22 protein-coding genes are annotated in these 22,401 nt (G+C 66.0%); 9 read left to right on the top strand and 13 right to left on the bottom strand.

Annotated features, from left to right (window positions below):
• Positions 1–49: 49 nt before the first annotated feature.
• The 4 genes from infB (at position 50) to VJ109_RS05745 (ending at position 3,322) form a co-directional block, all read left to right on the top strand.
• Positions 50–1,858 carry a translation initiation factor IF-2 gene (gene infB, locus VJ109_RS05730; RefSeq protein ID WP_324759743.1) on the top strand — a complete coding sequence of 603 codons (1,809 nt, stop codon included), beginning with the start codon at positions 50–52 and terminating at the stop codon, positions 1,856–1,858.
• 41 nt (positions 1,859–1,899) lie between these two features.
• Positions 1,900–2,079, top strand: coding sequence for a DUF7987 family protein (locus VJ109_RS05735; protein WP_324759745.1), 180 nt, complete (start codon positions 1,900–1,902; stop codon positions 2,077–2,079).
• Positions 2,080–2,177: 98 nt separating this feature from the next.
• Positions 2,178–3,086, top strand: coding sequence for a response regulator (locus tag VJ109_RS05740; protein ID WP_324759747.1), 909 nt, complete (start codon positions 2,178–2,180; stop codon positions 3,084–3,086).
• 38 nt (positions 3,087–3,124) lie between these two features.
• The gene (locus VJ109_RS05745; RefSeq protein ID WP_324759748.1) at positions 3,125–3,322 is read left to right on the top strand and encodes a DUF8015 family protein; all 198 of its coding nucleotides are present in this window, start codon (positions 3,125–3,127) and stop codon (positions 3,320–3,322) included.
• A gap of 1 nt (position 3,323) precedes the next feature.
• Here the strand turns inward: VJ109_RS05745 and VJ109_RS05750 are convergent, their stop codons facing one another.
• From VJ109_RS05750 to pan2, 4 genes are all read right to left on the bottom strand, one after another.
• Complete coding sequence (locus VJ109_RS05750; protein WP_276179506.1) at positions 3,324–3,677, bottom strand: DUF5811 family protein; 354 nt, start codon at positions 3,675–3,677, stop codon at positions 3,324–3,326.
• A 49-nt stretch (positions 3,678–3,726) separates the two neighbouring features.
• Positions 3,727–4,197, bottom strand: a complete 471-nt coding sequence (locus VJ109_RS05755; RefSeq protein ID WP_324759751.1) for a pyruvoyl-dependent arginine decarboxylase — start codon at positions 4,195–4,197, stop codon at positions 3,727–3,729.
• Positions 4,198–4,236: 39 nt separating this feature from the next.
• A complete protein-coding gene (locus VJ109_RS05760; protein ID WP_324759752.1) occupies positions 4,237–5,454 on the bottom strand; it encodes a PQQ-binding-like beta-propeller repeat protein in 1,218 nt (405 codons plus the stop codon).
• Positions 5,455–5,779: 325 nt separating this feature from the next.
• Positions 5,780–7,000: a proteasome-activating nucleotidase Pan2 gene (pan2, locus tag VJ109_RS05765; protein ID WP_324759754.1), complete on the bottom strand. Its 1,221-nt coding sequence runs from the start codon at positions 6,998–7,000 to the stop codon at positions 5,780–5,782.
• A gap of 276 nt (positions 7,001–7,276) precedes the next feature.
• Here pan2 and VJ109_RS05770 point away from each other — a divergent pair, with 276 nt between their 5' ends.
• The 4 genes from VJ109_RS05770 (at position 7,277) to VJ109_RS05785 (ending at position 10,735) form a co-directional block, all read left to right on the top strand.
• Positions 7,277–7,849 (top strand): hypothetical protein, encoded by a 573-nt coding sequence (locus tag VJ109_RS05770; RefSeq protein ID WP_324759755.1) that lies wholly within the window; start codon positions 7,277–7,279, stop codon positions 7,847–7,849.
• 130 nt (positions 7,850–7,979) lie between these two features.
• Positions 7,980–8,552 (top strand): helix-turn-helix domain-containing protein, encoded by a 573-nt coding sequence (locus VJ109_RS05775; protein ID WP_324759757.1) that lies wholly within the window; start codon positions 7,980–7,982, stop codon positions 8,550–8,552.
• A 3-nt stretch (positions 8,553–8,555) separates the two neighbouring features.
• Positions 8,556–10,283 (top strand): Nramp family divalent metal transporter, encoded by a 1,728-nt coding sequence (locus VJ109_RS05780; RefSeq protein ID WP_324759759.1) that lies wholly within the window; start codon positions 8,556–8,558, stop codon positions 10,281–10,283.
• A complete protein-coding gene (locus VJ109_RS05785; RefSeq protein ID WP_324759761.1) occupies positions 10,280–10,735 on the top strand; it encodes a hypothetical protein in 456 nt (151 codons plus the stop codon). The genes VJ109_RS05780 and VJ109_RS05785 overlap by 4 nt, the downstream gene beginning before the upstream one ends.
• Here the strand turns inward: VJ109_RS05785 and VJ109_RS05790 are convergent, their stop codons facing one another.
• The 6 genes from VJ109_RS05790 to truA form a co-directional block, all read right to left on the bottom strand.
• On the bottom strand, positions 10,736–13,777 hold the full coding sequence (locus tag VJ109_RS05790; protein ID WP_324759762.1) for an FAD-binding and (Fe-S)-binding domain-containing protein: 3,042 nt from the start codon (positions 13,775–13,777) through the stop codon (positions 10,736–10,738). It abuts the gene before it with no gap.
• Between the two features lie 20 nt (positions 13,778–13,797).
• Complete coding sequence (locus VJ109_RS05795) at positions 13,798–15,516, bottom strand: L-lactate permease (RefSeq protein ID WP_434737289.1); 1,719 nt, start codon at positions 15,514–15,516, stop codon at positions 13,798–13,800.
• Positions 15,517–15,577: 61 nt separating this feature from the next.
• Positions 15,578–15,730, bottom strand: a complete 153-nt coding sequence (locus VJ109_RS05800) for a hypothetical protein (protein ID WP_324759765.1) — start codon at positions 15,728–15,730, stop codon at positions 15,578–15,580.
• Positions 15,731–16,303: 573 nt separating this feature from the next.
• Positions 16,304–16,648 (bottom strand): HalOD1 output domain-containing protein, encoded by a 345-nt coding sequence (locus VJ109_RS05805; RefSeq protein ID WP_324759767.1) that lies wholly within the window; start codon positions 16,646–16,648, stop codon positions 16,304–16,306.
• A 147-nt stretch (positions 16,649–16,795) separates the two neighbouring features.
• On the bottom strand, positions 16,796–18,586 hold the full coding sequence (pepF, locus tag VJ109_RS05810; protein ID WP_324759768.1) for an oligoendopeptidase F: 1,791 nt from the start codon (positions 18,584–18,586) through the stop codon (positions 16,796–16,798).
• Positions 18,587–18,626: 40 nt separating this feature from the next.
• Positions 18,627–19,424 (bottom strand): tRNA pseudouridine(38-40) synthase TruA, encoded by a 798-nt coding sequence (gene truA, locus VJ109_RS05815; protein ID WP_324759770.1) that lies wholly within the window; start codon positions 19,422–19,424, stop codon positions 18,627–18,629.
• 158 nt (positions 19,425–19,582) lie between these two features.
• On the opposite strand from truA, the gene VJ109_RS05820 reads away from it, so the two are divergent.
• Entirely contained in the window at positions 19,583–20,086 is a 504-nt protein-coding gene (locus tag VJ109_RS05820; protein WP_324759772.1) for a GNAT family N-acetyltransferase, read from the top strand.
• On the opposite strand, the gene VJ109_RS05825 is transcribed toward VJ109_RS05820, so the two are convergent.
• Genes VJ109_RS05825 through VJ109_RS05835 form a run of 3 tightly spaced genes read right to left on the bottom strand, consistent with a single transcriptional unit; the run spans position 20,087 to position 22,345 of the window.
• Positions 20,087–20,491: an SHOCT domain-containing protein gene (locus VJ109_RS05825; RefSeq protein ID WP_324759774.1), complete on the bottom strand. Its 405-nt coding sequence runs from the start codon at positions 20,489–20,491 to the stop codon at positions 20,087–20,089. It abuts the gene before it with no gap.
• 45 nt (positions 20,492–20,536) lie between these two features.
• Positions 20,537–21,838, bottom strand: coding sequence for a histidine--tRNA ligase (gene hisS, locus VJ109_RS05830; RefSeq protein ID WP_324759775.1), 1,302 nt, complete (start codon positions 21,836–21,838; stop codon positions 20,537–20,539).
• Positions 21,839–21,877: 39 nt separating this feature from the next.
• On the bottom strand, positions 21,878–22,345 hold the full coding sequence (locus VJ109_RS05835; RefSeq protein WP_324759776.1) for a universal stress protein: 468 nt from the start codon (positions 22,343–22,345) through the stop codon (positions 21,878–21,880).
• Positions 22,346–22,401: the final 56 nt, after the last annotated feature.

Consider the following 22,401-nt stretch of genomic DNA (forward strand, 5'->3'; position numbering starts at 1 on the left):
AACTTAACTGGTGTGGCCGACTGGGTTCTGCCAACTTCTGGAGCCATCTATGTCTGACACGGACGATCCCCCAGAGACGGACGCTAACACGCTCAGAACACCCATCGTTGCCGTCCTCGGCCACGTCGACCACGGGAAGACGAGCCTGCTCGATCGAATCCGCGGCTCCGCGGTCGCCGCCGGCGAGTCCGGCGCGATCACCCAGCACATCGGCGCGACCGCCGTCCCGCTTTCGGTGATCTCGGAGATCGCCGGCGAGCTGGTCGACCCGACGGACTTCGATCTCCCCGGGCTGTTGTTTATCGACACGCCGGGCCACCACTCGTTCTCGACGCTGCGCTCGCGGGGCGGTGCGCTTGCGGACATCGCGATCCTCGTCGTCGACGTCAACGACGGGTTCCAGCCCCAGACCCTGGAGGCCATCGACATCCTCAAGCGGACCGAGACCCCCTTCATCGTGGCCGCGAACAAGATCGACACCGTCCCCGGGTGGCGACCGAACGAGAACAGCCCGGTCCAGCAGACGATGGAGAGCCAGTCCGAGCGCGTCCAGTCGGACCTCAACGAGAACCTCTACGAGATCATCGGCGAACTCTCCGACAACGGCTTCTCGGCGGACATGTACTGGCGTGTCCAGAACTTCCAGGCCAACATCGGCGTCGTCCCGGTCTCGGCCGAGACCGGCGAGGGCGTCCCGGACCTGCTGACGGTGATGATGGGCCTCTCCCAGCGGTACATGAAAGCGGAGATGGCCATCGACGCGGCCGGTCCGGGCGTCGGGACGGTCCTCGAAGTCAAGGACACCCAGGGCTTCGGGACGACACTGGACGCCATCATCTACGACGGGACGATCCGGGCCGACGATACGATCGTGGTGGGCGGACTCCAGGGGCCGATCGTCACGGACGTCCGCGCGCTGCTCCGTCCCCGGCCCCTCGAAGAGATCCGGACCGAACAGACGTTCGAGCAGGTCGACGCGGTCGCCGCCGCCGACGGGGTGAAGATCGCCGCGCCGGATCTCGACGACGCGATGGCCGGCGCGCCCATCCGCGTGGTCCGGGACCGGGACCGCAGCGAGGTCATCGCGGAGGTCGAGTCCGAACTGGCCGGCATCGAGGTGACCACCCAGGAAGAGGGTGTCGTCGTCAAGGCCGACACGCTGGGCTCGCTGGAGGCCATCTCCAGTACGCTCGAAGAGGAGGAGATCCCGATCATGCGCGCGGAGGTCGGCGCTGTGGCTCCCCGTGACATCCGCGTCGCGGAGACGGCCAACGAGCCGACACACCGGGCGATCCTGGCGTTCTCCGTCGAGGTGCTCGACGACGCCCGCGATCTCGCCGAACAGGAAGAGGTCAAACTGTTCGAGAACGACGTCATCTACCAACTCATCGAGGAGTACGACGACCACGTCACCGCTATCGAGGAAGCCCAGCAGGAACAGATCCTCGAAAACATCACCCGACCGGCGAAGTTCCGGGTCCTCAAAGACCACACCTTCCGACAGTCCGATCCCGCTGTCGTCGGCGTCGAAGTGCTCTCGGGCCTGTTACGCCGGAACGTCAACGTCGTCCGCTGGGAGGGCGGCGACCCCAAGCGTGTCGGCCGACTCAAGACGATCCAGGACGAGGGTGAAGACGTCGACGAGGCACGGACCGGCGAGCGGATGGCCGTCTCCATCGACGGTCCGACCGTCGGCCGCCAGATCGAGGAAGGCGACGACCTCTGGGTGGAACTCCCGGAGAAACACGCGAAGATCCTCGAACAGGAACTACGGGAGGACATCTCGGTCGACGAACGCGAGGCGCTGTCGATGTATCTGGAGAAGCGCCGTGAGCAATCGCCGTTCTGGGGGAAGTAGGGAGACAAAGAACATTTGAAATCGGACGACGAAACCACGGTATGGTCTCCCGCGAAAACGCAGTCATCCTCCTCTTCGCGACGGTCGGATTGGTGCTGGCCTACGGCGGACGCGTCGTGACGAACGTGGACGACAGCATCCTGATCGGGATGCTGATTTGCATCGGCGTCGTAGCGCCACAACTGCTCAACAACTATCTGGATACCAAGGACCCGAACTGACCCCGGACCGTCGTGCCCTGCTTGACCGCTCCAGCGAGACATTCTGGGGGAAGCGAGTCGCCGTTGACTCTTTATATCACAACACCGATAATGTTGGCATGAGCGCCGCAGTGGGCGGACCGATACGCCTGCTCTGTGTCGACGATCAGCGGGAATTCGCCGAGATGACCGCCCAGCGACTCGAAGCGATCGACGACCGGTATCGGGCAGCCGCCGTCGACAGCGCCGACACCGCCGAAGAGTATCTCGCCGCCGACCCCGTCGATTGTATCGTCAGCGACTACGACATGCCCGAACGGACCGGACTCGACCTGCTGGAGGCCGTCAGAGCGGAGGACGAGGAACTGCCGTTCATCCTCTTTACGGCGACGGGGTCCGAGGAGATCGCGAGCGCGGCGATCTCCGCCGGCGTCACCGACTACGTCGAGAAACAGGTCACCGGCGATCACTACACCCTCCTCGCGAACCGGATCGACCGTGCAGTCGAGCAGTACCGGACGAACCGTGAACTGGGGTGGTACCGGACCGTCGTCGAGGCTGTCGACGACTTGGTGTACGCGGTCGATCCGGAAGGAACAGTCGTCTTCGTCGCAAACACCGTGGCGCTGACCGGCTACCGGCCCGAGGAGCTAGTCGGCCGACACGTCTCGGTGGTGATGAGCGAGTCGAGCAGACAGACGGCCCGCGAGGAGATCGACCGACTGATCGACGATCCCGACCGGACGTCGGCGACGTTCGAACGGACACTCGAAGACGCCGACGGCAACACCGTCCACTGCGAGGATCACATGGCGTTGCTACCGACCGAAGACGGCTCGTTCCGCGGGACAGCCGGAATCGTCAGGCGACTCGACGAGACACGCCACGCAGACCCCGACTCGCTGGCGCGACTCCAGGCGGTGTTGAACGAGCGCCAGAGCGACGACGACGCGCTCGTCGAGAGAGCCCGGGAACTCGTCGCGGACCTGGCCCCCGAGTCCGGCCGGTCGGCTCCCGAGACGGAGTAATAATATTTAATTACCGTGCGAGCGACAGTTTAGACACGATGTCGAGTGACTTCCCCGTCTCGACTGCCGATGCCGTCCTCGCAACCATCGCGCTCTCGATGGTGCTGGCGGGCCTCGGTGCGGTCGCGTCCTCGCTCAGTGTGGTCGGTGCGCTGGCTGCCGGGAGTCTACCGGCTAGCGGATCGATCGGCTACGCACTGTTCTACAACCCCCCAGTCGAGTCAGGCGCCGGCTGAGCTACTGTGCCGTGGGCGTGTCGTCGTTGCCCATCACCTGCTTGACTTGGAGCGCGGCGGAGGCGGCGATTCCGCGGGCGAGTTCGTCCCGTTCGGTGTCGCTGATCGCGACCTCGTCGGGGTTGTCAGGGGAGTAATCGGCGCTGACCACGGAGCCGACCGGCGGCTGGACGGCGATCCGTGCTCGTGGGCCGGCCTGTCCGTTGCTGATCTCGGAGCCGACGACGAACTCGCCGGGGAGCAGTTCGCGTGTTCGGGCGGCGACGTTGGCGAGGTCCTCCCGCAGCCGATGGCGCTGTTCGGTCGTCAGCGTCACCGTCTCGGTGTCCCCACCGAACGGCGTGTTGCCATACATGGACGTTCCTGCAGGGATAGGAGAGCAGGTGATAAAAACCTCCTGACTCTCACACGACTGGCCGGCTCTCGCCGTAGGTCGCCAGCACGACCGCGCTCGCGTGTGTCTCGGTCGGCTCGACCGAGCGGACGACGACCTCCTCCTCAACGAACTCCCACTCCCGCAGGTCCCGCCCGGCGGCCAGTCCCTCGCGGATCTCCGAGCGGACCGCGTCGGGGTCCTCGCCGTCGACTTCGTAGAAGATGCCCGGGCCGTCGGCGGTACGCGCCCAGCCGATGCCGGCCGCGACGCGCTCGCCGGGAGCGGCCGTCGCCGCCGACTGGACGACCTCCAGTGCCTCGCCCGGGGGACCCAGCGCCGGTACCTCCCCGACGACCTCGATTGCCGGTCCCGCCGGGATGACCGACGAGAGCGTCACGAGGTTGTAGTTGTGGACGCCGGCCTCGGCCAGGGCCGCGTCGTACGACGAGAGCGCCGTCGGCCCGGTCGCGGTCCCCCACGCGACCCGGATGGTACTCATACCCGTCGTTCGGCCGGCCGGGCGGTAAGGGGTTTCGCTTCAGCCCATCGCTGTCAGTTTGTAACACATTCCGGGCCGGTCGGCCTCGCCCTCGACGGCCCGCTCGGCGTAGTAGACCGCCGAATCGGTCACCAGCGGCGCACTCGTCACGTGGCCGCGGTTGCCGACCGTCCAGGCCACGTCGCCGGTCGCCCGCTCGACGGCGTAGAGGGTCGTGTCGTAGGACCCGACGAGGACGTGATCCCTCGTGGCGACCGCGCTGCCGATGAGCCAGCCGCCGGCGTCGAGCGCCCACTCCTCCTGACCGCTCTGGAGGTCGATCGCGTAGAGGTGGTGGTCGTGGCTCCCGACGAAGACGGTGCCATCCCGGATCGCCGGCGCACACATCACGTCCTGGTCAGTCTCGAACGTCCAGACCTCGCTCCCGTCCTCGACATCCAGCCCCGTCACCGTCTCGGACCACGAGGGGACGACCGCCACGCCGTCGGCGACGGCGACGGGCGCTTTGATCTCCGCGCCGGTGTCGTATCTCCAGGCCCGTTCGAGCCCCGGGAACGTCCAGGCGTAGCAGTGGCCGTCGTTCGACCCGAAGAGCAGGCGCCCTCGCTCGCGGTCGATGGTGACCGTCGAGTGGGGGTGGTGGGTCGGCCGCGAGTCCCGCCAGTGAACGTCGCCGGTGGCAGCGTCGACCGCGGCGACGCTCCCGCTGGGGGCGGCGTGTTCGATCGCGACGTACAGCGTCCCGTTGTAGTAGGTCGGACTCGCGCCGATGGCGTCGCCGAGGCTCGTGCGCCACTGCCGGCGACCGGTCTCCAGGTCGATAGCCGACACCGCGCCGTCGTAGGCGCCGATGTAGGCCGTCCCGTTGGCGATGGCCGGCGTCCCGTGGCTCCCACGGCCGGCCTGCGTGAACGTCGTCGCCCACCGGACCTCGCCGTCGGGTGTCAGGGAGCGAATCCGGCCGGTGTCGTCCGCGAGGACGACGTTACCCGCCGGGTCGAACACCGGGCTCCCCTTCGCGGCGGTGTGGTCGCCCCGGTTGGCCGGCAGTTCCCACGCCTTCTCGACAGCGCGCGGGAGCGTAACGTCGCGGTACCCCTGGTTCAGCAGGCCCTGCCGGAACTGCGTCGAGGCGTGTTCGTCGAGTGCGGTCGAGGCCAGCGGGTCGAAGCTCCCCTGACAGCCCGCGAGCGACCCCGCGACAGCCGTTCCCACGCCCGCGAGGAACGCCCGCCGCGTCTGTCCGGTCTCGTCCATGCCACCGCTACCGGACGGCGCGGCTTAAATCGAGTGGGGGCGGACCGGAACGGGAGTAAGCGGCGCCGCGTGCCGGGAGACCGGGGGTCTCCCGAACCACGCGGTGGAACCGTGAGAACCCGGGGAACGCCAGGCTGTACGGAGCATACCGCGCCGGAAGCGCGGTTTCCCCGGACGCGAACGGTGCGCGGTCGCTTGCGACCGCGAGAGCGAACGGCGAAGCCGTGAGCAGTGAGCGGCCGGCTGTTTTTCCCCAAATTTTTGCAACGGGGGGGTGCCCGCAGCGAGCAACGCGAGCGAGGACACCTCCCGAAGTAAAAAGTGGTCAGGCGAACGCGACGGGGCCGCTCCCCGTCTCTTCGTCCTGTGAGATCTTCGCTAAGGCCTCATGGAAGTCGCGCTGTTCGACGGTCGTCCGGCCGTCGCGGATGGCGAACATCCCGGCCTCGGTAGCCAGGGAAGCCAGTTCGGCGCCAGAGAGGCCGTCTGTCTCCTGGGCGAACGCGCCCAGGTCGACGCTGTCGGCCAGGCTCATCTCCTCGGTGTGGATCTCCAGGATGCGCTCGCGGCCCTCGTGGTTCGGGTTGGGAACTTCGATGAGGCGGTCGAAGCGGCCGGGCCGGAGGATCGCCCGGTCGAGCATGTCGAAGCGGTTGGTGGCGGCGATGATGCGGATCTCGCCGCGGTCGTCGAAGCCGTCCATCTCCGAGAGCAGTTGCATCATCGTCCGCTGGACCTCGGCGTCGCCGGAGGTCTTCGACTCCGTTCGTTTGGCGGCGATGGCGTCGATCTCGTCGATGAAGATGATCGCCGGTTGGCGCTCGCTGGCGAGTTCGAACAGGTCCCGCACCAGGCGTGCGCCCTCACCGATGAACTTCCGGACGAGTTCGGAGCCGGCCATCTTGATGAACGTCGCGTCGGTCTCGTTGGCGACGGCTTTCGCGAGCATCGTCTTCCCGGTCCCGGGCGGGCCGTGCAACAGGACGCCGCTCGGCGGTTCGATGCCGATCTCGCGGAACTGTTCGGCGTTGATCAGCGGTTCCTCGACGGCTTCCCGGACCTCGCGGATCTGCTCTTCGAGGCCGCCGATGTCGTCGTAGGAGACATCGGGCGAGCCGTCGACCTCCATCGCTTGCGCGCGGGAGTCGGTCTCCGGATCGAGGATCTGCTTGACCGAGAAGGAGTCGTTGATCGCGACGCGGTCGCCGGCCTCCATCTCCTCACGGATCGAGGGGGAAACCTCCGTCAGTACCTCCTGGTTGTTGCCGTGTTGCTTGACGACGACGCCGTCGTCGAGCATCTCCTCGGCGGTCGCGATGTACAGCGAGGAGGTCTTGAGCGTCTCGTTTTCCCGTTCGAGCTGATCGACCTGGCTCGTCAGGTCCTGTTGTCGACCCCGAGCGCTTTCGAGTTGTTCGGTGAGCTGTTCGTTGACACGGACGATATCGACGAAGTGCTCCCTGAGCGCGGCCAACCGCTCGTCGGGAGTCATATCGGGGTCGAGATCCAACCGTGGTCGTTCCGGAAGCGAAGGACTGCGCGACATTTGAATATCCGGTACTACGGCGCTGGTATACAAAGGGCCTTTGGGTCACTCATCGGACGATAGGTCGACGTAACCATCCGGGTCGGCGCTCCACGGTACCCGAAACCGGTTCCCAGTAACGGGCCTGTCCGGAGTCAGTACCACCACACGCGTCATTGATATACAGGGGCCGACTACCCGTGCCTATGTGTGAACCCTCCGCGGAGATTCGTCCGTCACTGGTTCGGGGGCGTCTCCGAACACGCCGACACGTATCACGGAGAGAGGTGAGCGTCGATGCCTGAGTGTGACTACTGCGAGGAATCCTTCGACGGCGAGGACGCGTATCTCGCGCACCTGGAGGACGCCCACCAGGGAGAACTCGGTCCGATCGACAGCCGCCGTATCGGGGGTGACGAGGGCGACGGCGGCCTCCCGACCGGCCAACTCGCCGTCGCAGGTGTCGCAGTGGGAGTCGTCGCGCTCCTCGGCGGCGTCTTGCTCCTATCGGTCGGCGGCAGCGGCAGCGAGATCGGGCCGGCCGGCAGCGCCCACTACCACGGAACGATCCAAATGAGCGTCCTCGGCGATCGCGTCGATTTCACACAGGAACAGTACCAGCTCCGGGACGATCGGTTCCACTTCGAGGGTGACGGCCGCTGGCACGCCCACGCGACCGGCGTGACCCTCGACTACGGGATGGAGACGCTCGGGATCGGCGTCACCGGCTCCTCGGTCCGGTTCCAGGGCACCAACTACACCGAAGCCGACGGTTACGAGATCAGCGTGACCGTCAACGACGAGGCCGTCTCGACCGACTACGTCCTGCAGGACGGCGATACAGTGCAGATTGTCGTCGCGGAGCGATAACTCGGCAAGAGCGTGTCGTAGGAGCGGCCTCTCAGATTCGTTTCACCGAGATGTGGGTGCCGTCGGGGAGTGATTCCCATCTAAAAGAGACTGGGATAACTGATAAGACAGACGACTGTGAGTATCGAATATGAGCAATTCCGCGGACGACGGGCGTGACGAGAACTCGCCACCGTCCACGGCTACATTCACTACCGAGCGTGTCATCTCGGTGTTCGAAGGGCGGCGGGACTTCGCCAAACCGCTGACCGCAAACGACGTGATGGAGGCCCTGGGCTGTTCCCGACGGACGGCCCACGACAAACTGGACGAACTCGTCGAACAGGGAACCTTGGAGACTCGGAAAGTCGGCGCACGGAGTCGCATCTGGTGGGTCCCGATCCCGCGGAGACGGGAGCCCGAAGGGCCAGCGGAACTGCCACGGGACCCGCTGGTCGATATCAGTATCGCGAACGCGGACCTCCCGGGGAGCGGCGAACTGTTGGAGCGGCGCCGCGACGCGCTCAGGGCGTCCTACGACTATCTCAGGGAGCATCCCGACACCGACCACGGGGCATTTCTCAACGACGTGTTCCCGGAACACCCCGCCGGGTACACCACGGCTGACGAGTGGTGGGACGCGATCGGTCCCGCGCTCGAATCGCTCCCGGACGTCGAGATAGCGAGCGACAGCGATCACGTCTGGCACTACGGCGGCGGGTGAGCGATGTCGGGAACGGGCGGGGCGGATGGGCAGTCGACCGACGTGTACGTCTCTGACGACGAGCAACGGTCCCTGATGTCCACGTACACCCCTGTCGCCTACGACAACCTCGAAACGGGGCCGGCCACCGACGATACCCCGGACCCCGGAACCGGGGGCCGGTTCAAGCAACTGGACCTCCCGAAGGTCCCGAAACTCCGGCACATCGTCGGCCCCAGCGCGATCATGCTTGGGGCCTCGATCGGGAGCGGTGAGACGCTGTTCTGGCCACAACTGGTGGCTCGGTACGGCTGGGGGCTCTACTGGCTGTTCGTCGCGGCCGTCTGTATCCAGTTCGTCGTCAACACGGAGATACAGCGATGGACGCTCGCAACTGGGGAGAGTATCTTCCGTGCGTTCGAGCGGGTCCATCCGGTCGTCCCGCTGGCGATGTTGGTCGGCGGGTTCGTCAGCCTCGGCTGGCCCGGGTGGGCGGCCAGCGCCGCACAGATCGGCGCCGAGGGGCTCGCGCTCGGCACCTACGACATCGGTGGGGTACAACTGGCCGGCTGGCGGCTGTTCGGCATCGTCCTGATGGTGTTCATCTGGATCACCTACCAGGTGACGCCGCTGATGTACAACGTGGTCGAACGAATACAGATCGTCCTGGTGAGCCTCTCGATCGTGTTCACGCTCCTCCTGTTTGCGCTCGTCGGCTCGGTCGATGTCCTGTTCAGTATCCCGACCAGTGTGACGGAGATCAGGAGAAGCGCCCCGACCGGGTCTATCGCCGTCCTCGTCGGGGCCTTAGCCTACGCCGGTGCCGGAGGGTATCTCAACCTCTCACAGAGCCTCTGGATCCGGGAGAAGGGGTACGGGATGGGGCGGTACCAGGGGCGCATCAAGAACCCGTTCGCCGGCGACGACCCCGAGACAGTCCACGAAAACGGGTTCACGTTCCCGCCCGACAGGACGAACCTCGAACGGTGGCGTGGCTGGTGGCGGGTGACACAGCTCGAACACCTGCTGACGTTCTTCTCGGGACTGCTCGTCGTCACCACGGCGCTGGTCGTCATCGCGGTGTCGCTGGCACCCGGGACGGCGCTGGGGGCCGTCGACATGTGGCTCGTCCAGATCGCGCCGGCATCCGGCGGTCTCACCACCGAGGTCATCTACGTCACGCTGTTTCTGGCCCTCTTTACGACCGAGTACGCCATCGTCGAGTCGTTCGTCCGCAACAGCTCCGACATCATCTACGAACTGTACGGGCGGGAGGCCGGCTGGAGTCTCCCCCGCCTGTTCTGGGGGCTGTTGACCGTCTTCTGTGGCTGGGGCGTCGTCATCCTCCTGTTCCCGATCGCCATCGACGACCCGTTCGGCTTGCTCGTCGTCGGGGCGGCGATGTCCGGGCTGATGATGTGGCCGTACATCGTCGTCGTCCAGCTGGTCAACACCGTCAGGCTCCCGGAACACACCATGCCGGGCTGGGGTCGCGTCGTCGCGATGTGGCTCGCGGCGGCGTTTTTCGGCTACTTCAGCGTCCGCCTGGTCGGGACGGGACTGGCGAGTCAGTTCGGCTTGCAGGTGTTCGCCGTCAGTCCCGGGGTAGTCGGGAGCGCCGCGGGCGGCTACGCTCTCTGGATCGGCTACGCGCTCGTCCAGTTGTATACGATGTACCGCGTCGGACGCGCGAAAGTCGCCGCCAGCGGGACGGTCGAGCGGGCACGAGTCGCCGGGGGCTGGTTCAAGTGACCGACGAACTGCGGGTCCACCTCCATTTCGCGATGCGGGGGACCTACCCCCTCCGGCTGCTCGATCTCCTCTTCTGTACTGAGACGGTCAGATACGTCGAATACGGCTACCTGACGCCGTTCGATATCGCCATCGGATCGGCGAAGCGGCGGGCACGGGCATTCGCAGACCGGGTCACCAGTGAGGGGGTCGCCGCGGCGATCGACGACGCCGAGGCCGTCGAGACGCACGGGTACGAGAACGTCGAGGGCGTCGACGTCTACGAAGGCGGACGGTTGGGCCGCCCGAAAGTCGTCGTGCGGTCCGCTGACGGGACGGCGACCGCCATGCGGGTTCACGGGGAGTTCGACGCCGACGCCTTCACCGCGGCGCTGGAATCGACGGTCGACACACGGGGTGTGACCGTCCGACAACGGGCGGGGACCGGACTCGGTCAGCTGATCGGGTGGTGACTAGGCGAGCGCCGCCGCGACCATCTCGATGGGATGGGGTGGCTCGCCGTCCTCGCCGAAGTCGTCGAGTTGTGACCGACAGGAGGCTCCGGGAGCGACCACCTGCTGGGCGGCTGAGTCCCCGATCTGCTCCACCAACAGTCCGGCGATGGCCTCGCTCATCGAGTAGTGTTCGGCCTCGTAACCGAAGGAGCCGGCCATGCCACAACAGCCCGAATCGAGCGGGTCGACGTCGTAGCCGGCCTGGCGCAACACGCCGACCGCGTGGTGGTCTTTCGTCGTGGCCTTCTGGTGACAGTGGCCGTGGTAGGCCAGCGCCCTCTCGGTCGCTCCGAACTCGACGCCGTCGAGGAGGCGGTGGCTGTCGAGATACTCACAGACACCGTAGGTGTTCGTCGCGACCGTGTCGGCGTCGTCGTTCGAGAGCAGGTCGCGGTAGTCCAACTGGTACATGACAGCGTCCGAGGGCTCGACGGCGACGACGTCCCACCCCTCCCGTATCCGCGGGGCGAGCGCGGCGACGTTCTCGCGGGCGGTTTCGCGGGCGTGATCGAGCATGCTCTTGGAGAAGGCGGGACGCCCGCTGTCGGTCACGGCGTCGGGGACCGAGACGTGGACGCCCGCCGCTTCCAGTACCCGGACCGTCGCTTTCCCCACGTCGGGGTGGGAGTAGTCCGTGTACGGGTCCGCGAGGACCAGCGCCTTCCTGTCGGCATCACCTTCGGCGACACGTGACCCGCCCCGTTCGTCCATCCAGTCGCGGAACGTCGCCCGGTGGAACCCCGGGAGCGTGCGCTCGCTGCTGATCCCGACGGTCCGTTCGGCGAGCCGTCCCGCCCCCGGGAGGTCCATCAGCCAGTTCGAGACGGGGGCGAACGTACTCCCCAGCGAGAGCACCGTCTCGACGTTGGCGAACAGTCTGTCCCGCAGGGAGAGCCCCTCCCGCTGGTGGTGCTCGTGGACGACTTCGGCTTTCAGTTTCGCCATATCGACGCCGCTCGGACAGTCTTTCTTGCATCCCTTACAGCCGATACAGAGGTCCAGCACCTCCGTGACGAACTCCTCGTCGAACGGTTCGTCGGGCAGGTCGCCGTCCATCGCCGACCGGAGCATGTTCGCCCGGCCCCGGGTACTCGTCAGTTCCTCCTCACTGGCTCGGTAAGTCGGACACATGACGCCGCCGGTCGTCTCCTGATGGCCGGTACAGCCGGCACAGCCGTGACACAGTTCGACCATCCCCTGGAACCCGTTCTCGGTGTCCCAGTTCAGCGTGGGTTCGAACCCCGCGTCGAACGTGTACTCGGCGTCGTACCGGAGCGTCTCGGTGGGGTCGTGGTCGCCACAGACGTTGCCGGGATTGAGGAGCCAGTCCGGGTCGAACGCCGTTTTCAGTTCCCGGAACGTCGCCCAGAGGTCCTCGCCGTAGAGTTTCCGGTTCCACTGGGTCCGCGCGCGGCCGTCGCCGTGTTCGCCCGACACGGACCCCTCGTACTCGATGACGAGGTCGGTGATCCCCTCGGAGATGGCCTCCATCGTCTCGATGCCGGTCTGGGATTTGAGGTTCAGCAACGGCCGGATGTGCAAGACACCGGGGCCGGCGTGGGCGTAGTAGGAGGCGAACGTGTCGTGCTCGTCGAGCAGCGCCTGGATGTCGGCGACGTACTCCGGGAGGTTTCGGGCCGGTACCGCGGTGTCCTCGACGAACGGCCAGTGTTTGTCGTCGCCGGTCCGGGAAAGCAAGATCGGGAGGCCGGCCTTGCGCATCTTCCAGAACTTCGCCTGTCGATCGTCGTCGTAGGCCTCCAGCGCGTCGACGGCGTGGATAGGCTCGGCTGTCACGTCCCCGCCCCCCTCGGTCGGGGTGGCCCTCGCCTCATGCCCGGGGAGGCGGTCAGCGAGCAGGTCGGCGATCTTCCGCTCCGCGTCCGCCGGGGAGTCGGCGTAGAACTCCACGAGGAGCGTCGAGTCGGTTCCCTCCGGCAACAGCGAGACCACGTCGGCGAACTCGGCGGTGTCCGCAGCGAGGTCCAAGAGCGTGTCGTCCATCACCTCCACGGCGGCGGGGTCGTGGTCGAGGATCGGGGCCACGTCACGCATCGCGTCGAGGATATCGTCGTAGGTCAACAGCACGACGGCCGTCGACTGGGGGACTGGTTCGAGCGAGACGGTCGCCGACGTGACGATCGCCAGCGTCCCCTCGCTGCCGGCCAGCAGCCGTGCGAGGTTGACCTCCCCGCGTTCCCTGGCGGTGTCAACGAGTTCGTCGAGGTTGTACCCCGAGACGTTCCGCTTGAGATCGGGGTACTTCTCGTCAATCTCCTCGGCGTCCTCCACGAGGATCCGCGCAACTGCGGCGTGGATTCGCCCCTCCAGATCGCTGTCCTCGTCTGCCTCCCTGGCCCGTCGCTGGAGTTCGTCGACGCTGACCCAGCCAAACGTCGTGTGTGTCCCGTCGGCGAGGACGGCCTCGCACTCCTCGATGTAGGCGTCCGTCTTCCCGTATTTCAGGGAGTGAGCGCCCGTGGTGTTGTTGCCGATCGCACCCCCGAGGACGCTCTTGTCCCCCCAGGCGGGGTCCGGTGCGAACTTCAGTCCGTGGGGGTCGAGACGGTCGTTGAGCCGGGCGATCGTGATGCCGGCCTCCGCTTTCGCGCGGCCCTCCTCCGGGTCGACCGAGACGACACTGTCCATGTGGCGTTTGAAATCCAGGACGACCGCCTCGTTGACCGCCTGGCCGGCGAGGCTGGTGCCGCCGCCGCGGGGAAGCACGGGAATCCCGTGCTCGGCACAGTACTCGACGACGGCGACGACATCCTCAACCGACCGCGGCGAGACGACGCCGATCGGGCGCTGTTCGTACGCGCTGGCGTCGGTCGCGAACAGTTCGCGGGTGTACGTATCGAAGCGGACATCGCCGTCGACGCGGGCCGTCAGGGCCGCGTCGAGGGCGGGTCGATGTTCCGCCCCGCCGCGGTAGTCGTAGTTCGCACTCGGATCGGTCGCCGGGTCGGATCGTTCGGTGGGTCGTGAGTCGTATGCCATAAAAATGGAATCCCGGTCGTTTAGAAGGCTCCCGGCGCGACGACGTAGGCGAGGATCAGCGTCACGATCCCGGTGAACACGCCGTAGTACAGCACCGGGATCAGTTCGAGCCGGATGACACGTCCCTCCTCGCCGATGAGCCCTACCACGGTGAGCGCGGCGACCACGTTGTGGATGGAGATGAGGTTGCCGAACGCCCCTCCGACCGCCTGGGCCGCGACGACGACCTGGGTCGGTGCGCCGATCTGCTGTGCGGCCTGGAACTGGAAGAGGCCGAAGAGGATGTCACTGACCGTGTTCGAGCCGGCGATAAAGGCCCCGAACGCGCCGATGAACCCGGAGAAGAACGGGAACAGCTGTCCTGTCGTGTCCGCGGTTATCTCCGAGAGCAGGCCGAGCATGCCGGAGTCGACCGGGGCCGCCTCCAGAACCACCGCGCTGCCGGTCCGCTGCATGATCATCACAGTCGCGACCGCGAACCACAGCGCGATGACCGCCGGTGCGATGTTGCGGACCGCTTCCGACCACGAATCCATGACCTCCTCGCGGTTCATCCCGTGGAGCGCATACGTGACGACTGCCACCAGGACGAAGAGGCTCCCGGGGAGATACAGCAGCTCCACACCCTCCGAGAACGGTGTCCCCAGGATGTTGTTCCAGGCGAGCACGCCGGTCGTCGAGAGGAACTCCTGGACCGGGCCGACGACGCGGGTCAGGACCAGCAGTGCGGCCACGAGGACGTACGGCAGCCACGCCATCCCCAGGGACATGTCCTGGGAGTGGGTGTCCTCGAACGTGGCCACGCCGCCGTCCGCGGCGACGGTCCCCTCACGGCTGGTGCCACCACCGGTTCCAACGCCCTGTCCGGGCTTGACGCTCCCGACCCAGTGATCGGGCCACTGGCCCTGGGGACCGAAGTCCCACTCCTCGTCCGGGAGGAAGTAGCCCGCCCGCAGCGTCGTCGTGACGACGAGCAGGCCGACCATCGAACCCAGCAGCGCCGGGAACGTCGGCCCGAGGAAAACCGCCGTCGCGACGTACGGGACCGCGAAGGCGGCCCACGCAAACAGCGTCAGCGGGAGTACCTCCAGCGCGGGTTTGATCGACCGCTCCTCGCCGAAAAAGCGGGTCATCATCGCGACGCCGATGAAGGGAACGGCGATCCCAACGATCGCGTGGATGACCGCCGCCCAGACGCCGATCTGGGCGACGTAGGCCCCAACGCTCTCGAAGCCGCCCTGCTGGACGACCTGCTGTGCTGTCCCCGTCCCCTCGGCGAAGACCACGTCGCGGAGGCCGATGATCAGGGGCGTCCCGACTGCGCCGAACGTGATCGCGAGCAGGTTCCCGGTCAGCGCGACGACCACTGCCGCCAGCGGCGGGAAGCCGAGCCCGACCAGCAGCGGGCCGACGATGGCCGCCGGGGTCCCGAAGCCGGCCGCGCCCTCGATGAACGAGCCCATCAGGAAACAGAGCAACACCACCTGGACGCGCCGATCGTCGCTGATCGAGGAGAACCCCGCGTTGATGACCTCGAACGCACCGGACTGTTTGAGCGTGTACAACAGGAGTATCGCCCCGAACACGATGACGAGTATCCGGGTCGCCGTCAGCGCGCCGCGTATCGACGCGGCGGCGATGAGCCGCGGTGCCATCTCCCACCCGACGAAGGCGACCACGGCCGCGATCACCCACGCGATCGGCATCGTCCGCGTGGCCGGCTGGTACAACCCGACCATCAACACGCCGATGACCGCCAGCGGGAGCACCGCCAGCAGTGCTAACGTGAGGTCTGCCACGCTACGTCGCCTCCGCGAACGGGTCTCGACCGGCCACCGTCTCCCCGTGTGTTGAGCCGGGTTCGATCGCGGTCGGCGAGTTCACGTTGCCATCGGGTTCGAGTAGCTGTACTGCCTGGAATCCGTCGATGCCACGTCTGCTGTGTCGAAGCATCGAATGTGCCATATTATTAGGTGTATATATACCTGCCCACTGTTCAAACGCCGGTGACGTGTCTGGAATTTACAGACGGGTGGCACCGACTTTCAGTGGGCTATATTCTTGGGATACGGGCGCTGTCTCGAACCCCCGATCACAGTCGTGTGTACGCCGCTCACACCACACTCTACGGGGGTTCTTGTCGCGTGAGAACGGCCGTTTTACCCCCTACATTCGTGTGTAAATCCCGGTTTCGGCGGTTCACTTCGGAATTCTCCCCTCGTGGTCCGTCCCGATCCCGGTTCGAACGGCGTGGAACCGCCCTCTCGGGCGCGATCCGACAATAGGGCTCTTGGGGGCTACCGACGACGACTGAGCACGTCTTGGGCGTAAAGGCCCCTGCCTCAACGAACGAAGCGAGTAGCGGGGGCGTTCACGCATACTGGTGGCTGTACTGACCGCTGAGGAGATCGCGATGAGCGTTCTATCTGTCGCTGTAAATACTGGTTCGGTAGTCACTAGGGAGAGTGAAATGGCCGCTCGGCAAGCTTGCGAATGAATCAGCGGTCTAAACAGCGGTCGACTGGTCTAGCTGATGATCGACTCAAAGACTGGCTCGGGATCGGTTGGCTGAGTCGCATCACAGATGGAGATACGACCGTCGGAGTGGACGAACACGTTCCAAGTATCTACCTGAAAACTAAGGATAGTTTCACTGTCTTTGCCCCTCTCGAAACGCTCAAACAGCGAATTGAGTGCGTCCGAATCAACGTAATCGTACAGCGGTGGGAGATCAACTGGATCGACCCCTGCAGCGTCCGCCAGCGCTACTGTAATCGCCTCTACAGCAGATCTGTTACTTTCGAAGTCGTATTCAGCATCCACGACTGGTGTGCATCTCCGGTCGATGGCTAATCTATAACCATTTACCATGTCCTACCTGATACTACCAGTACCTATAAGTTTGTTGTGAAGATACGAGTAACAACGTATTTCCATTCTGTAGCGAACGTTACGTCTCCAGACTGAACCTGACTACTGCGGCGATGAATTCACACCAGCGGCTATGAGCGCTGGGTCCTACAGGAGTCGTTCGAACTCGTCGAGATACTCGCTGTAGGTGTCGAGCGCCGACTGGACCGGCTCGGGGCTAGCCATGTCGACGCCGGCCTCACCCAACAGTTCGAGGGGATACTGTCGGGAGCCACTGCGGAGGAAGTCGAGATATCGCTGTGCGGCCGGTTCGCCCTCCTCCAGGATACCGTCGACGAGGGCGACCGCCGCGGAGATACCGGTCGCGTACTGATAGACGTAGAACGCCCGGTAGAAGTGGGGAATGCGCATCCACTCACGAGCGATGCGGTCGTCGAGCACCGCCGGCTCGTAGTAGTCGCCTTTCAGGTCGGCGTAGAGGTCGTCGAGCCGATCCGGCGTCAGCGGCTGGCCGGCCTCGACCATCTCGTGGGTGCGGTGCTCGAACTCCGCGAACATCGTCTGTCGGTACAGTGTCGACCGGAACCGTTCGAGGTACTCGTTGAGGACGTGCCGGCGCAGGCGCTCGTCCTCGACGGTCTCTAAGAGGTGGTGGGTCAGCAGCGTCTCGTTGACCGTACTGGCGACCTCGGCGACGAAGATCTCGTAGCCGGAGTAGACGTACGGTTGCTCCTCGCTGGTGTACTCCGAATGCAGCGAGTGGCCCAGTTCGTGGGCCAGCGTGTACATCGACTCGACGTCGTCCTGGTAGTTCATCAGGATGAACGGCTGGGAGTCGTAGGTCCCGCCGGAGTAGGCGCCGGACTGCTTGTGTTTGGTCTCGTAGACGTCGACCCACCGCGACTCCAGCCCCTCGGCCAGTCGGGACTGGTAGTCCTGGCCCAGCGGCGCGACGGCCTCGGTGACGTACTCACAGGCCTGTTCGTACTCGATTTCGGGTGATTCCTCCTGGACCAGCGGCGTATAGAGGTCCCACATCCGGAGTTCGTCGGCCCCGATCGCCGCGCGTTTGAGATCGGCGTGGTGATGGAGCGTATCGAGGTTCTCGTGGACGGTGTCGACGAGCGTGTCGTACACCTCCACGGGAACGTTCGGGCCGTCGAGTGCGGCCTCGCGTGCGGTGTCGTAGTCCCGGGCCTGTGCGAGTTTGACATCGGCCTTGACGGCGTTCTTGTAGGCCGTCCCGACGGCGTTGCGCACCGTCTCCCACTCGTCGTAGAAGGCCTCGTAGACCCGCCGGCGGAACTCCCGGTCGGGGTGTTTCTGCAGCGTCGTGAAGTTGTTGAGCGTGACGGGCTGCTGGTCGCCGTCGGGGTCTTCCACGGCAGGAAACTCCATATCGGCGTTGGCCAGCATGTTGTAGACCTCGCCCGGCGCGCCGGTCACCTCCCCGAGTTCGGCCAGCAGGTTCTCGACCTCGGCCGAGCGGGTGTGGTCGCGCATCCGGTGGACGTCGTCGAAGTAGTGTTCGTAGTCGGCAAGCGCCGGGTCGGCCTCGATCATTGCCTCGATCTCCTCCCAGTCCAGCGCCTGGAGTTCGGGTTCGAGGAAGGATGCGGCCGAACTGGCGTCGGAGGACAGTGACTGCGACCGAGCAGTCAGCGCCTGGTAGGTGTCGTCGGTCGTGTCCTCGTCCCGACGCATCCGGGCGTAGGCGGAGACGTTCGAGACGATCCGCATCAGCTCCTCGTACGTTTCCAGCGTCTCCCGGAGGGTGGCGGCGTCGTCGGTCGCCCGCCCCTCGTAGGCGGCCAGGTCTTCGACCAGCTCCTCGGCCTCCTCGAAGGCGGCTTCCCACGCCTCGTCGTCGGCGTAGAGGGACGCCAGGTCCCACTTGTACTCCTCGTCGATATCGCTCCGTGCGGGTACCGAACTCATGGGCCGGCGTAGGGACGGCCCCGAAGTAAGCCTTTCTCGGTCACTCCAGCCCGTCCCGGATCGTCCCGGCGACGCGGGCGCCAGCGGCTCGCGTGGCGCGCACGTCGGCGAACACCTCGCGGGCACTCTCCCGAGCATCGGCGTCGGCCGCGAACTCGACGCCCGGGTACAGTACGTCGGTCAACACGAGCGGGTGGGCTGGCGCAGGAGCGACGCCGTCCGGCCCTTCCAAGGACTCGGTCGAGAGGACCCGGTCGGCGAACGACGAGTCCCGCTGTCCGCGGGCGATCTCGGCGACGAGCCCGACGACGCGGCGGACGAGCTGCCGGCAGAACCCGCCGGCGGTCAGCGCCACGACCAGAAACTCCCCGTCCCGGGAGAGGTGGGTCGAGAGCTCCCTGACTGTCCCCTCGTCGTCGGGCGTAAGGTTGTGGAAGTCCTGTTCCCCGGAGAGAGCCGTGAGTGCGGCCCGAGCGCGTTCGTCGTCGGCATCGGGAGCGTGGAGGTGGTAGGTGTAGCGACGCTCGGTCGCGTCGTACTGGGCGTGGAACGATGCGGGGACGTTCGCGCTGGCCCACGCGCGGACGCTCGCCGGGAGTTCGCTGTTGAACGCGGCCGGCGAGAGCCAGTCCGGTGCCTCGAAAGCGACGGTCTGTGCCAGCGCCGAGACCCCGGCGTCGGTGCGGCCGGCCGCCGCGTACCCCTCGGGGACCCGCTGGTCGGCGACACCGAGCCGGGAGAGTGCAGCCAGCAGTTCGTCTTCGACGGTCCGTACGTCGGGCTGGCGCTGGAAGCCGTGGAACGGCCGGCCGTCGTAGGCGATCCGGTAGGCACGCATCACCGAAGCTTGGCGGGCCGGTCACTTGGAGGCCTCGGCGTGTGAGTTCCGGCGGGCGCTCGTCGATGCCGGCGGGTACGACGACCCCCGGCAGCGGTTCGCAGACGCTGGGAACCGACAGCCACACTTAGGACGGTGAATCCCCAACGTAGACGTGGATGCCCACAGCCGACGAGAGCCCCGAGTTTCCGCGCCCACCGGTCGCGTTCACGGATAGAGCCGAGCGGGACCTGGAGATCGACGCGTACGACGGGGACGCGGAGCCACTCGTGGCGATGTACGCCGACTTCGACGCCGACTCCCGCGCACAGGGGTTACCACCCCGCCACGAGGACGAGATCCGCGAGTGGATCGAAGGTCTACTCGTGGAGGGGTACAACGTCGTCGTCTGGCACGGCGACCGGATCGTGGGCCACGCCGTGTTGGTCCCCTACGACGGAACCTCGGAGCTCGCGATCTTCGTCCACCCGGGCTACCAGTCGGTCGGGATCGGCTCACAGCTCATCCGGGTGCTGCTCGGCCACGGCCAACAGCAGGGGCTGGACAACGTCTGGCTGGCCGTCGAGCGGACCAACCACATCGCGATGCGGCTGTACGACTCGGTCGGCTTCGAAACGACGACCCGGGATCGCGCCGAGAACGAGATGGAGCGATCGCTGTAGCTACTCGACCTCGAACTCGCGGTCACGGGACCGTTCCGTATCGACGTGTTCGGTCTCCAGCAACCGTTCGAGCCGCCGTTCGAACTCCTCTTCGCTGACCTCGCCGCGGGCGTAGCGTTCCCGGAGTTGTTCGAGCGGAGAGCGGTCGGTCGAGACCGTCCGGTCGTCGACGCCGTGGGAGTCTTCGGCCGGCGTTTCTGCGTCCTCCGGCTCCGCTGGCTCGGGTTCGACCAGCGGGAAATCGTCGCCGAGAATACCGATCAGCGGCAGGAGGATGAACGCAAAGAGGACGAACGTCGCCGGGACCAACGCGCCGAGATTCAGGATCGCAAACAGCGCCGGCAGGCCGAAGGAGAGCGTCCCGACGACACCCATGAGCTTGTTCTTCGGGAGAGTGGGAACCATACTCGGGGGACTAGCCGGGACGGGCAAAAAACTACGGTAGCAGTGTCACTCGGCGAAATCCGCGTAGGTCGGGCGGTCGTACTCGCCGGGGAACGCGTCGACCGGGACACTCACCTGCTCACCGTCGTCCATCTCCTTGAGCGTCACCTCGTCGTTTTCGAGGTCCTGTTCGCCGACAATGACGACCGTCTCGGCGTTGATCCCGTCGGCGTATCCCATCTGGGCACCGAACGAGCGGTCGACGACATCCGTCTCGACGACGTGACCCCGCTCGCGGAGGTCCCGGGCGATCCGGGCCGCTGTCGCTCGGGTGTCACCGACCTGGAGGACGTAGTAGTCCGTCGACAGTGTCTCCTCGGGCCAGACGCCGGCCCGCTCACAGAGCAACTGGAGGGTCGCGTGCCCGGGCGCGAAGCCGACCGCTGGCGTGGGCTGGCCGCCGAAGCCCTCGATGAGGTCGTCGTAGCGGCCGCCGCCAAAGACCGACCGGGAGACCGACCCCGTCGAGTCGAAACACTCGAAGACGACGCCGGTGTAGTAATCCAGCCCGCGAGCGGTCGACAGCGACAGCGTCAAGGACTCACGGACGCCGAAGTCCTCGGTCGCCGAGAGCACGGCGCGCAGGTTCTCGGTCGCCTCGCGGAGATCGTCGGTCCGCTCGGCCAAATCCTCCAGGTCTTCCTCGCCGGTCTGGAGCAACTCGTCGAAGGTCTCGGCCTGATCGTAGCTCAGCCCGGTCTCGTACAGTGCGTCGAGGTACTCCTCGCGCTCGACCTTCGCGCGCTTGTCGACGGCCCGGATCGCCTCGCGGGTGTCGACCTCGGCGTCGAAACTCTCCAGCAGGCCCGAGAGGATGTCGCGGTGGGAGACCCGGATCTCGAAGTCCTCGGCCGACAGCCCCAGTTCGGTGAGCATGTCGACGGCGACGGCCAGGATCTCGGCGTCCGCGGCGGGGTCGGCGGAGCCGAAGATGTCGACGTTGGTCTGGTAGAACTCCCGGAACCGGCCCTGCTGGACCTGCTCGTAGCGCCAGAACGGCCGCGTCGAGACCCACTTGATCGGTTTCGAGAGGGCCTGCTGTTTGGCGACGACCATCCGCGCGACCGACGGCGTCAGTTCGGGAGTCAGCGCCACGTCGCGTCCGCCCTTGTCCTCGAAACTGTACAGTTCCTCGACGATCTCCTCGCCGCTCTTGTCGACGTACATCTCGGTCGGCTCCAGCGCCGGCGTCCCGATCTCACGGAAGCCATAGCGGGCGGCGACAGCTTCGATCGTGTCCATCGCCCAGCGGCGCGCCTGCATCTCCTCGGGGTAGAAGTCGCGAAAGCCCTTGACCCGGTCGTACATACCGGCGGGTACAGCGAGGGCGCGCTTGAACCTGTCCGTTCACACCGAGACCGCTGCTATCGGCTCGACGTCGGCCCGCTCTTCCTGCACGATGTAGAGGTCGAGCTCCAGTCGGGCAGCGACCCGGCCGCTCACCATGTCGGCGGGTGTGGCCGAACTCGCAATGTTCTCGCTCCCCATCACAACGAGATCGGCGTCGACGTCACGGGCGATATCACGCAACCGTCTGGCGATACCTCCCGACGTGGGGTGGCCGCCGACGTGTTCGATTCGATAGTCCGCCGTCGGCGTGATCCCCGCAACACGGCTCCGGAGTCGTTCCATGATCGTCCCGACGGCAAACGGTTCGTCCTCAGTGATCCACCCGTTTTCGAGAGCGATCCGATGATCGTCGGGCACGACCGTAGCGATGGTTAGCTCTTCGTCGGTGGCTGTCGCCAGTTCGTGTGCCCGTTCAAGTGCGGCGCTCGACAGTGCAGACCCGTCGTACGGGACGAAGATTCCCATTTGTTCTCCCCCACACGAAGAGGGTGCCCTCCGAGACACTTAATCGGCCAGTGGCG

Origin of the sequence: Haloarcula montana (assembly GCF_035666295.1) — an archaeon.
In the GTDB taxonomy this organism is placed as follows: domain Archaea; phylum Halobacteriota; class Halobacteria; order Halobacteriales; family Haloarculaceae; genus Haloarcula; species Haloarcula montana.